Genomic DNA, 10,699 nt, shown 5'->3' on the forward strand with positions numbered 1-10,699 from the left:
CGGAGAAGCTCAGCAGATCACCGGCGGCGTGCTCGGTGATCCGCAGAGCGGCCGCAAGCTCCAGTCGCACGCCGCGCTCCACGACCTCGGTCAGGACCCGGCCGTTGCGCGTCGCCTCGCGAAGCGCCTCACGCCGCATCGCGTCGATCCGCACCAGTCGCTGGGCGGCGAGCACCGTCATCATGTCGGCCGCCTCGATGACCAGATCGAGCTCGTCGGGGAGCATCCGATCGTCGAGTTCGGGGTCGTATGACATGCTTCAACAGTAGAACATACGTACGACACACGGTTCTAGGCGGTGGGGCTGAGATTCGATACCACGCCTGCTGCAGGGATGCCGATCTCGTCGAGCCAGTCGGAGAGGAGTGCTGCCATGAGACCGGGGCGCTCGTGAGGAAGTGCATGTCCGGCGTCGCCCGCGGTCACGACAGTGGCACGGGGGTATTGATCTCCGAGGCGCTGTTGCCGTTCCCAGCCGACCCAATGATCGTGTCGGCCTGAGACCACGAGCACCGGAGTCTCTACGGCCACCGTGTCGGGATCCGCGGCGTGCGGTCCCGCGGTGATCGCGCTCTCCAGCGTCTGCTCGTCGACCTCCCCGACGACGGGCAACACCGCGCGACGGAATCGCTCGAGTGTGTCCGCCGTCCGAACGACGAAGTACCCCTCGTACTCGGCCCGCTGATCCGGATCGAGTGCAGTGGACACGTGATCGTCTCGAACCACTGCCGGCGCAGGAATGCGCTGTTCCCCGGGAACGGCCGGGCAGATCAGCGCGATCCCGGCGATCCGGTCGGGATGCCGGGCCGCGATCGCGCGCGCGAAGTGTCCGCCGAACGAATGCCCGAGTACGAGAAATCTGCCGGTCGGTGCTTCCCTGTCAAGGAGGCGGTCGATGAGTTCCAGCACGTCATCTGGTTGCCGAACTCCCGATGAGGGGCGGGAGTCGCCGTGACCGGGCAGGTCGAGGTACACCCGACGAACTGGCCGTGCATCGATCATCGGCTCGAGGAAGTCGCGCACCTCGCCCCTCGCCGAGTATGCGCCGTGAAGGGCGAGGAGCGGGATGCCGGTGCCGACCGCGTCGTAGGCCAGCGAAGCGGTATCGCTGAACTGAACCCTCATCGTCATGTTCGCCGTGATGGAACTACGCTGTGACGGCGGTCGCACGGATGGACACGAGGATCCCGGGCAGTTCGACGCCGAGCTTCGCGACGTATCGCGCCGGTGCGGCTGACGGGAACCAGCGTGCGTACTCCTCGTTGAGCCCTGCGAAGTCCTCCGGCCGCGTGAGGAGGATGCCGATCTCGACGACGTCCTCCAGTCCCGCCCCGCCCGCCTTCAGGATCGCCTCGCAGTTGGCGAGCGCCTGGCGCGTCTGCTCCTGGATGGTGTCGCCGGCCAGGGTCCCCGTGCCCACGTCGATGCCCACCGTGCTCGAGACGTACACGTGCGTCCCGGCACGCACCGCCTGACTGTAGAACGGCGAGCTCGGAGCGTCCGACGTGGTGATGATCTCCCTGGGCATGGCGAGCCTCCTCATTGAGTGGGTACCGCTGCCGTGCATGCTGGCAGAAGACCACAGGCAGTGCCAGAGGCCAGGCGGGATCGAGGGGTCGTCACGTTAGCATTCGGGGATGACGAAGCCCGCTCCGAGGGAAGACGCGCCGATCGAAGATGTGCCGATCGGCGGTGAGGTCATCCGCCTCGGGCAGTTCCTCAAGTTCGCCGGGCTCCTCGACTCCGGTGGGAACGTGAAGGAGGCCATCATCGACGGCTATGTGACCGTGAACGGCGAGGTCGATCGCCGCCGCGGACGGCAGCTGCAGCTCGGCGACATCGTCAGCTTCGAGGGGCGCCGGGTCCGCGTCTGCCCGTGACCCGGCCCGGGCGGGGCAGCGGTGGGGGCCTGGAACACGAGCCGGCTCGCGGAGAATGAAGGGATGGAGTCGTGGGAGATGCGCGAGTGGTACGCCGAGTACATCGACGCGTGCAACCGGCACGACCTCGACGCCGTCCGATCGTTCGTCCATCCGTCGGTGCGCCGGGCGCACCTGCCTGGTGGCGCCGATGCGTGGATCGCCGACATGGCCGACCTCTTCCAGGGGTTTCCGGATTGGCGGTGGCGCCGCATCCAGCTCGTCGTGGAAGACGACCGCCTCGCCGCACATCTGCGCGGCAGCGGCACGCATCTCGGCACGTTCCGCGGCATCGCGCCGACCCGGCGCCACGTCAACGTCGCGGAGTTCGCGATGTACCGCGTGGCGAGCGGGCGGTTCTCGGAGTTCACCGGCTCGGAGAACGGCCTCGAGCTGCGCACGCAGCTCGGACAGTAGTCCAGCCCGGTGGGTTACTCCGGCGCGTACTTGAACGAGAGCTGGATCCGGGCGCGGAACAGCAGCGTCCCGTCGTCGCCGACGACGACATCCTGTTTCGTCACCTCGGCGACGCGGAGATCGTGCAGCGACCCCGCGGCGGTATCGATGGCTTCTCGTGCCGCCTCCTCCCAGGACGAGGCACTCGTGCCGATGACATCGATCACTCGGTAAACGCTCATGCTGACCCCTCATCACTGGATGCGGACAAGTCCATACTGATCGTGCCCGGGTCCGTAGGGAAGGGCCCCACCCGGCGTCAGCCGCCGGCCGCGGGGATCGTCCTGCGCATCACGGTCTTGCTCTTGCCGATGTGGCGCTCGAACGTGAATCCCGCCTTCTCGAACATCGCCCTCGTGCCGTTGTGCAGGAACGACGACGACGTCCTCTTCCCGGGGGCGAGCTCGTTGGGGAACGAGACCACCTCGCCGCCACCGGCCTGCGCGATCAGCTCGAGCGCGCCGTCCAAGGCCTCGCGTGCCACTCCCGAGCGTCGGTGGTCGCGATCGACGAAGAAGCAGGTGATGCGCCAGGGAGCCGGCTGCGTCTCGCCCCCGTCGTACTGCTTGCGGTGGTAGATGTTCGGCAACTCGGCCGGACTGCCGAACTCGCACCACGCGATCGCATCGTCGCCGTCGAAGACGAGCGCGGCGTGCGCCACGCCCTCCGCCACGAGTCGCTGCTTGAACGTCGGCCCGTCGTACTCGTCCTTGACCGTCTGCTCGGTGTCGCCGTGGAAGTACGAGCAGTAGCACCCGCCCCAGACGCCGTTGTGCTTCTGCGCGAGCGCCAGCCACGCCGGGAACGTCTCGGGAGTGAGCGGCTTGATCACGTGCGCAGTCGTCACGCGCGTGCCGGACGGGACGGTCTCATCGGCCATGGCAGCATCCTTGCGTCGGTGCAGCCAGTCTGGGACCGAACTCGGACCCTCGACAAGTGGCACGGCCACCGATCGGGCGGGCCGGCGACGTGCCGCCCACCGAGATCGGTGACCGAAAGACAGGCCGGCGTCAGCCGAGTCTGCCGAACGTCGTGTCGATGTCGGCCATCTCCATCGCCGCGGTGGCTTCGATGAGCGCCAGCAGCTCCGGGTCGGCGCCGGGAGAGAACTCCTCGGGTCGCTCGGGGGCGATCTGGATGGGCACGCCCTCGGGCGCCTGCTCGGTGGCGTCGAGCTGCGTGCCGTCGTCTGACGGCGACAGGCCCTGGAAGATCCTCCCGGCCTCGGACTGGTCGCCGAGGTCGAAGGAGTACTGCTTGCTCTGGAGGCCGAGGTCCAGCAGCCGCTTCACCTCGGGGAACCGCTCCGCGCTGGTCTTGGGGATCGGGAGCGCGGTCCGCCAATTGACACCGAGCGTTTCGAGGGCCTTGGCGTAGGCGTTCTCATGCGCCTGGTCTCGCACGATCAGGTACGAGATCGTGGATCGGGCCATCTTGTTGTCGGTCATCTCGTACAGGCGGCATTTCTGGAGGCGGCCGGTGGACTCGAGCATGAGGTTGTAGAGCAGGTCGAGGACGAGGTTGCCGGAGTTGTAGACGTAACTGCCGCTCCAGGGGTTTCCGACCGCGTCCACCGGCAGTGCCCCCTGAGCCCCCACCAGATAGTGATGGATGTTCCCGTGGTCCAGCGCGATGCTCAGCGGGGTCGCGCCGCGCGCGCCGGGCTGGTCGACCGGATCGTCCGGCTTCCCCTGATACGCCGGCGATCCGTCGAGCAGACGGGCGATCGTCGTGCCGATCAACTCGACGTGACTGATCTCCTCGGTTCCGATGCCCTGGAGGAGGTCCTTGTAGGGCTTCGCGTTGGCGCCGCGGAAGTTGATGCTCTGGAACAGGTACTGCATCATCGTGCGCATCTCACCGAACTGACCACCCAGCCCTTCCTGCAAGGCGTTGGCCGCGGCGGGATCTGGCTCGTCCTGCTCGATGGGGTTGATCAGGTTCTGCAGGTGAAAGTACATGGCTTCTCCTCCGGTGTCGGCGAATGTACGGAACACCCTCGGGCCCCACATTCGGGGTCGGCACCGGGATGGACACGACGGCAGGCGACGCGTACTATCCGCCCCGTGAATTCGCGTGCGCAGGGGAATGGCACGACCGTGGAGCAATCGGGAGGATTGTCAATCGGATGCCGGCACGCGCCGTCCTGCGGCGGTCTTCGCCGCGACCGCGTGGCAGACACATCGAATCGGCAAGCTGGGCCACCGATGCGATGCGCCTCTTGCACATGTGAGGCCGCGAACTACTCCCAGGTCGCGGTATCCGGATCGATCCCGTGGTGGCGCGCGGATCCGTCGATGCTCTGACGGAACCACGTGGCGAGGCCGTCTCCCATCCCGTTGTAGTACGACGAGAACCCTGGGTCGGCCTCGAACATCCGCCCCAGGCACACCTGCATCTGTCGCGTCAAAGGGAAGAAGTTGGAGAACAGTTCCCGGTGGCGCTCGGCGAGTTCATCCGCCTCCTCGCTGCCCGGCTCGACGCCTCGGCTCACCGCATCGACGAGGTCGTGCTGGAGTGCGGACATGGCCTCGGACAGCGCCCGCCACTGGGCCGGTGATCGAGACGCGGAGCGCTCCGCGAATTGCGCCCACTGCCTCGACCGTCCCCAGACGAAGCGGGCCGCGCGCGATTGCTGCGGGTCCCACTCTTCGCCGAAGACCTCACGCTGCTCGTCGTCGCTCATCAGGATGCCGCGCTCGTGCGCGTCAGTCATGCGCTCGAGTCGTTCGTCGAGCTGCTGCAAATCGTGAATCCGTTCTGCCAGCTGTGCGCGCTGCTCGCGCAGCGTGCCTCCGATGTCCGCGGTCGCATCATCGAGCACCTCACGAATCGCGTCGAGCGCCAGCCCGGCCTCGCGATACGCCACGACCCGGCTGAGGCGCTCGAGGTCATCCCAGGTGTAAAGGCGGTAGCCGGCAGGCGTACGGCGGGACGGCGATGCGAGACCGATCTCGTCCCAGTGGTGGAGAGTGCGCACGGTCAGTCCGAGGAGATCGGCGGCGACGCCGACCGTCGCATCCTCATCGATCTCGCTGTCAACCGTTGATGTCATTGTGCTCCTCCTTCGGAGTCTCCCGGCGCGAAGATCCCTACAGACGCGAAATCGCGCGCCACGTCGCTGTCGGGCGCGAACGGCGTCGCCGCCGTGAACGTGACGTGCGCCCCCTCCGGAGTGACGACAGCGATGTCGCGAGTTCTCCAGGCCGTGTCGTACGGTCCTGTCACCGAATCCGGTGACAGTTGTCGACATGCCGCGGCCACGGACTCGAGCTGGCCGAGGACGCAGGAGACGAACACCTGAACCGGGGACGCCGCTGACGGAGCCGCGTGGTCGTCCGCGGGAACCAGCAGAACATCCTGGAACGCCCACCGTCGCAGATGGACGATCTGTCCAGGAACGCTGAACAAGTCGACGAAGCCGAGTCCGCGTACCCAGAAATCGGTCGACGCGCTAAGGTCCCTCGTCCGGATCTTCACGAACATCGGCATCGCGTAGATGCCGAGGAACGGATCGGGCGCGACCGCGTCCGGGCCGTCCGGAACGGGGCTCATCTCGAATGCATTGAAGTAGTCAGCCACGTGAGACACTCTGGGTCCTCACGTCGCGTGAGGGTCAAACTCGCGCCTCATCTCGCGTCGCCACGACGTTCACCCCTCGCCCGAGCGCTCCCATCGACGGTACGACCGCATGCCATGCGCGACGGCCAGACGGATCACCCAGTAGCAGAACAGGAACAGCAGGACCAAGCCAAGGATCGTGGCGCTGATGTAGATCACCCAGAACAGGAGCACCTGATTCGGATCCGAGAAGTCGAAGGTCATGGCCTCAAGGTAGTGGTGTCGTGCGCTGCTGACCCGCAGCCCCTCCTATCGCCATGTTGCACCCGCGCGGATAGTGAGGGCATGGACGCCGCCCCTCGGGGGTCGGCCGGGCGCGAGGCCGACGAGCTTCAGCGCAGACGGCAACGAGCAACTGACGTCGCAGCAGACGACGTCGCGCGTGAGCTGAATGACCTGCGTGCACGGGCGTATGGTCCAGAACCCGACATCGGAGCCGACCCAGCGGCCATGTTGCGCTTGATCAAGCTCGAAGCGGCCCATATCGCCGCGCTGCCGCCCGTCAGCGCCACCGCGTCTGCCGACTACCCCACGGCCAGGGGTGCGCGCCAGGGCGAGACCCGCCCCGGACGAGCGCGGCTCGAACGAGTCCTTGTCGTATTCGGGCATCGTGAACTCTCCGTGGAGGAGGTGTCGATCTTCAGCCCGTCTTGCAGGGTGTTGACCGCGGCAACGTCGGCACGATCCGCCGGGTCGACCAGGATGCGGGATGCCACGAGTACCCATGGTGTGTCGAACTCACTCGTCGTGAGCTCGTACGTGCCGCCGGAATGGAAGACCCGGTTGATGTAGTGGTCTTCGTTGACCACCATCACGGACATGTACCGTTCGCCCGCGTCCGGCAGCGTCAGTGTGGCGCCATCGCGGATGTCGACGATGGCGAGGCGTCGGAGTCCAGCCTCGCCCACCACTCGATGGTTTCCATGCGGCCACCATTGCACCAGCTGAAGCCGGCCGAAAGCCGGTCGCTCTGCGAGCGTCGTCATGAACGTTTGAGTTCGGGTCGCGGACTAGCCTGCCACGAGAAGTGCCCGGGCACGAGCGTTGACGAGGATGTCAACGTTGTCGGTGCGCTGCTCCGCGGACCCACGGCCATACGGGAGTGTTCTCACCTCGTCGCGAACGATGCCACCGAGTAGCTGGCTCACGATCAATGGGTTCGGGTGGATGTGGGGTCGATCCCAGAAGGGCACGATCGCCTGCGTCGCCGTGGTGAGGCCGAGAGTGTTCTGCTCGCGCAGCAACGCCTCGAGTGCACGGGTGAGGCCGGACTGTCGATCGGCGTCGTCGTCGGCGTGGAGCGTCTTGTTGAGCGGCTCGCCGAGTTCCTTCGCGCGCGTGAGGCTGTTGAACGACGTGCCGAACCATTTCGCGTAGGGCGGCCAGCGTCGTTCGAGCATGAACGCCAGGTGCATGGTGATCTGAGTCAGGCGGGCGGCGATGACGCGAGCGCCGGCTTCGTCGCCGACCTCGGCGGCGCGGCTCATCAGCGGGAGTTCCTGCGCGAGGCGGATCCAGTCGCACGCGAGGATGTAGCGCCAAACGTCGTCGGGGTACCAGGCCAGAGCATGCCGGGTCGCAATGAGCGCTCCGTCGATATCAATGAACACGGGACCGGCGGTGACCTCGAGTGCGGCTTGTCCGGTGAGCGACAGCCAGTCTTCGACGGACGGGTCTGTGCGCGCGTCGAAGCCCAGGCGTGCGTCAAGAAACTCGGAGACTGAGGTGACGTCCACGTGGTGGCGGCGCTCGGTCTGACCGGTGAATGCGAAGCGGGTCGGGAGTCCCTCGTACGTTTCGGGAAGCTGTCGCTCGAGTTCTCGGTCTACCTCGTTGACGGCGTCGGCCGGTACGAACAGGTTCAGTCGGAGGCCCCAGTCATGGTCTTGGGAGGTGACGTCATCGAATCCAAGGACGTCGGAGCCCGAGCCGACCCGGCCCGCAGCATATGGGAGGTGAGGGAACCGCTCCGCGAGTATTGGGCGCACCAGATCCGAGTGGTAGTGCCGCGCAAGATCGACGCCGCTCCAGCCGGTTTGCTTCACGGTTCGATCCTGCACGACTCGACTGATCGCGTGCGAACGTGGGTCGTCTGGCGCGCAGATGAGAGCCCCCTGCAGCGCACTCTCTTGGCAGCGGGAGTTGGACCCGGCTAGTCGCCGTCCGCGGCACCGGCACCGGCATCGCCATCGACCTCGACGGCGAAAGGCTCCGGGTGTCCGACAACGGCGGTAGATGTCGTGGAGGCATCCCCCGCCCGAAGTTTGGCTGCCTCGAGTGCCCGGTCAATGGCGAGGTCCATGTCCGATCCAGGATGAACGTGTTGGCCGTCGCTTGACATGTTGCCTCCTGCGGCGAGCATATCCGCAGAGCTAACAGCAATGCGCGCGCGGCAGGGTCGCTCAGTGACGCAGCTTAAGCCGCGCGGGGTTCAGCTACTCGGTAACCATGTCGGCGTGGCGATGAGCGACCTTCCACGCACCGCCTTCTCGGCGGTACACCTGAGTGGCCCGCAGTGTGAAACTACGCGGCTGGCCATTGACCGAAGTTGAGATGTGCTCCAGGCCAGCGGTATAGGCCATGTCATCCACAACGTCGTACGCCTGCAGTTCGAACGTGTAGGACGTGCAGTCGGAGAAGTTCTGCTCGAGGTGTGTGAAGGTCTCCGCGGGCGCACACTGAGGGCACGCGCCGTACAGGGCCGCGGTAAAGCCGCGCTGCGAAACCGCCGGGCCGGAACCCCGCCCGCAGAGGGCGTGTCGGCGTCGCCCCGATAGGATGGGGTGTAACCGTCCGATAACGGGGGAGTAGCCCATGCCAGGCATCGTGATCGTCGGAGTCCAGTGGGGAGACGAGGGCAAGGGCAAGGCCACCGACCTCCTCGGTGAGCGCACCGACTGGGTGGTCAAGTTCAACGGCGGCAACAACGCCGGCCACACGGTCGTGATCGGCGACGAGAAGTATGCGCTGCATCTTCTGCCCTCCGGCATCCTGTCTCCCGGTGTCAACGCGGTCATCGGCAACGGCGTCGTGGTCGACCTCGAGGTGCTGTTCGCCGAGCTCGAGGCGCTGCACGCGCGAGGCGTCGACGCGTCGCGGCTGCGCGTGAGCGCGAACGCCCACATCATCACGCAGTACCACCGCACGCTCGACAAGGTCACCGAGCGGTTCCTCGGCAAGCGTCAGATCGGCACGACCGGCCGGGGCATCGGTCCCGCATACGCCGACAAGATCAACCGCGTCGGCATCCGCGTGCAGGACCTCTTCGACGAGAACATCCTGCGCCAGAAGGTCGAGGGAGCCCTCGACCAGAAGAACCACCTCCTGGTGAAGATCTTCAACCGCCGTGCGATCACGGTCGACGAGGTCGTCGACGACCTGCTCTCGTACGCCGAGCGCCTGCGGCCGATGGTCGCCGACACCGGGCTGCTGCTGAACGAGGCGCTGGATGCCGGCGACGTCGTCGTGTTCGAGGGCGGCCAGGCCACGATGCTCGACGTCGACCATGGCACCTACCCCTTCGTCACGTCGTCGTCGGCGACCGCCGGCGGCGCCGCCACCGGCTCGGGCGTCGGCCCCAACCGCCTGGACCGCATCGTGGGCATCGTGAAGGCCTACACGACGCGCGTCGGCTCGGGGCCCTTCCCGACCGAGCTCTTCGACGAGAACGGCGACTTCCTGCGCTCGCGCGGCTTCGAGTTCGGCACCACGACCGGGCGCCCTCGTCGCGTCGGCTGGTACGACGCGCCGATCACGCGCTACGCGACCCGCATCAACGGCATCACCGACCTCGTCCTGACCAAGCTCGACATCCTCACGGGCCTCGACCAGATCCCCGTGTGCGTGGCGTACGACGTGGACGGCGAGCGGTTCGACGAGATTCCGGTGAACCAGTCCGACTTCCACCACGCGAAGCCGATCCTGGAGTACTTCCCCGGCTGGAAGCGCGACATCTCCGGCGCCCGCAGCTTCGACGATCTCCCCCGGGAGGCCCAGGAGTACGTGCTCGCGCTCGAGGCGATGAGCGGCACGCGCATCTCGGTGATCGGCGTCGGCGCTTCGCGCGATGCGGTCATCGTCCGCCACGACCTCGTCGATTGACGCGGTTGCGGCTCCGATGAGATTCCTGCTGGGCGGCTACACCGCCGACATGGACGGCCGCGGGAGCGGGATCGGGATGCTGCTCGCCGGCGCGCCCGACGACGCCTCCGCCGGTGGCGCGCTCGCGTTCGCGGGCGACGTCGCGACCACCGACTCGCCGTCGTGGCTCGCGCCGCACCCGGGATCGGGGAGCGTGACGAAGGGCCACGTCGTGTACGCGGCGCTCGAGAAGCGCCGGCAGGTGCAGGCGTTCCGCCGCACCGGCGACGCCACCTTCGTGCCGCTCGGCGCACCCGTCGCGGCCGGCGAGGCGGTGTGCCATGTGGCGGTGTCGCCCGACGGCCGCGTCCTGATCGCCAGCTGCTGGGGCGACGGCCGCGTGGTCCGGATGGACCTGGATGCCGCGGGCCGGCCGTCGTCGCCGGTCCTGGCACCTGCGGCGGTCGACCCGTACGGGCCCGACGCCGCGTCCGCCCCGGCCTCGGCCGGCGACATCGACCTCGTCGCCGCGGCCCGCGCCCTGCGCGAAGCCGCGGGAGCCGAGTATGCGCATCTCGTGCCCGATCACGACGGCGCCGACGAGGCCGATGCCGATGCCGATG

General features: G+C 67.2%; 16 protein-coding genes and 1 pseudogene. 4 read left to right on the forward strand and 13 right to left on the reverse strand.

From position 1 onward, the window contains the following. The 3 genes and pseudogenes from B2K11_RS20050 to B2K11_RS20060 form a co-directional block, all read right to left on the reverse strand. Window positions 1–256, reverse strand: a pseudogene (locus B2K11_RS20050) (HNH endonuclease); the annotation flags it as partial. 35 nt (window positions 257–291) lie between these two features. After that, entirely contained in the window at window positions 292–1,131 is an 840-nt protein-coding gene (locus tag B2K11_RS20055) for an alpha/beta hydrolase (RefSeq protein ID WP_163620863.1), read from the reverse strand. A 16-nt stretch (window positions 1,132–1,147) separates the two neighbouring features. Then, on the reverse strand, window positions 1,148–1,528 hold the full coding sequence (locus B2K11_RS20060; RefSeq protein ID WP_163620864.1) for a Rid family hydrolase: 381 nt from the start codon (window positions 1,526–1,528) through the stop codon (window positions 1,148–1,150). A gap of 109 nt (window positions 1,529–1,637) precedes the next feature. Between B2K11_RS20060 and B2K11_RS20065 the strand changes: the two genes are divergently transcribed. Continuing rightward, window positions 1,638–1,880: an RNA-binding S4 domain-containing protein gene (locus B2K11_RS20065; protein ID WP_163620865.1), complete on the forward strand. Its 243-nt coding sequence runs from the start codon at window positions 1,638–1,640 to the stop codon at window positions 1,878–1,880. A 63-nt stretch (window positions 1,881–1,943) separates the two neighbouring features. Beyond that, window positions 1,944–2,336: an ester cyclase gene (locus B2K11_RS20070; RefSeq protein WP_163620866.1), complete on the forward strand. Its 393-nt coding sequence runs from the start codon at window positions 1,944–1,946 to the stop codon at window positions 2,334–2,336. A 14-nt stretch (window positions 2,337–2,350) separates the two neighbouring features. On the opposite strand, the gene B2K11_RS20075 is transcribed toward B2K11_RS20070, so the two are convergent. From B2K11_RS20075 to B2K11_RS20725, 10 genes are all read right to left on the reverse strand, one after another. Further along, window positions 2,351–2,557 carry a dodecin family protein gene (locus B2K11_RS20075; protein ID WP_163620867.1) on the reverse strand — a complete coding sequence of 69 codons (207 nt, stop codon included), beginning with the start codon at window positions 2,555–2,557 and terminating at the stop codon, window positions 2,351–2,353. Between the two features lie 77 nt (window positions 2,558–2,634). Continuing rightward, complete coding sequence (locus B2K11_RS20080) at window positions 2,635–3,255, reverse strand: GNAT family N-acetyltransferase (protein WP_163620868.1); 621 nt, start codon at window positions 3,253–3,255, stop codon at window positions 2,635–2,637. A 130-nt stretch (window positions 3,256–3,385) separates the two neighbouring features. Further along, window positions 3,386–4,336, reverse strand: coding sequence for a manganese catalase family protein (locus B2K11_RS20085; RefSeq protein ID WP_163620869.1), 951 nt, complete (start codon window positions 4,334–4,336; stop codon window positions 3,386–3,388). A 281-nt stretch (window positions 4,337–4,617) separates the two neighbouring features. Continuing rightward, window positions 4,618–5,430 carry a MerR family transcriptional regulator gene (locus B2K11_RS20090; RefSeq protein ID WP_163620870.1) on the reverse strand — a complete coding sequence of 271 codons (813 nt, stop codon included), beginning with the start codon at window positions 5,428–5,430 and terminating at the stop codon, window positions 4,618–4,620. Then, the gene (locus B2K11_RS20095) at window positions 5,427–5,957 is read right to left on the reverse strand and encodes a VOC family protein (protein ID WP_163620871.1); all 531 of its coding nucleotides are present in this window, start codon (window positions 5,955–5,957) and stop codon (window positions 5,427–5,429) included. Before B2K11_RS20095 ends, B2K11_RS20090 begins: the two co-directional genes overlap by 4 nt. Before the next feature lie 69 nt (window positions 5,958–6,026). Next, window positions 6,027–6,200: a hypothetical protein gene (locus B2K11_RS20100; RefSeq protein WP_163620872.1), complete on the reverse strand. Its 174-nt coding sequence runs from the start codon at window positions 6,198–6,200 to the stop codon at window positions 6,027–6,029. Window positions 6,201–6,520: 320 nt separating this feature from the next. Continuing rightward, the gene (locus B2K11_RS20105; protein ID WP_163620873.1) at window positions 6,521–6,904 is read right to left on the reverse strand and encodes a DUF1254 domain-containing protein; all 384 of its coding nucleotides are present in this window, start codon (window positions 6,902–6,904) and stop codon (window positions 6,521–6,523) included. Between the two features lie 102 nt (window positions 6,905–7,006). Further along, entirely contained in the window at window positions 7,007–8,041 is a 1,035-nt protein-coding gene (locus tag B2K11_RS20110) for a DUF4037 domain-containing protein (RefSeq protein WP_163620874.1), read from the reverse strand. A 107-nt stretch (window positions 8,042–8,148) separates the two neighbouring features. Next, on the reverse strand, window positions 8,149–8,298 hold the full coding sequence (locus B2K11_RS20115) for a hypothetical protein (protein ID WP_163620875.1): 150 nt from the start codon (window positions 8,296–8,298) through the stop codon (window positions 8,149–8,151). Window positions 8,299–8,431: 133 nt separating this feature from the next. After that, window positions 8,432–8,821 (reverse strand): nuclear transport factor 2 family protein, encoded by a 390-nt coding sequence (locus B2K11_RS20725; RefSeq protein WP_163620876.1) that lies wholly within the window; start codon window positions 8,819–8,821, stop codon window positions 8,432–8,434. On the opposite strand from B2K11_RS20725, the gene B2K11_RS20125 reads away from it, so the two are divergent. Both B2K11_RS20125 and B2K11_RS20130 read left to right on the forward strand, forming a co-directional pair. Next, complete coding sequence (locus B2K11_RS20125; protein ID WP_163620877.1) at window positions 8,811–10,097, forward strand: adenylosuccinate synthase; 1,287 nt, start codon at window positions 8,811–8,813, stop codon at window positions 10,095–10,097. The genes B2K11_RS20725 and B2K11_RS20125 overlap by 11 nt on opposite strands. Window positions 10,098–10,113: 16 nt before the next feature. Then, a partial coding sequence (locus tag B2K11_RS20130; protein WP_163620878.1) for a beta-propeller fold lactonase family protein occupies window positions 10,114–10,699 on the forward strand: 586 nt, incomplete at its 3' end.

The organism is Microbacterium sp. B35-30, from assembly GCF_010634855.1.
Classification (GTDB): domain Bacteria; phylum Actinomycetota; class Actinomycetes; order Actinomycetales; family Microbacteriaceae; genus Microbacterium.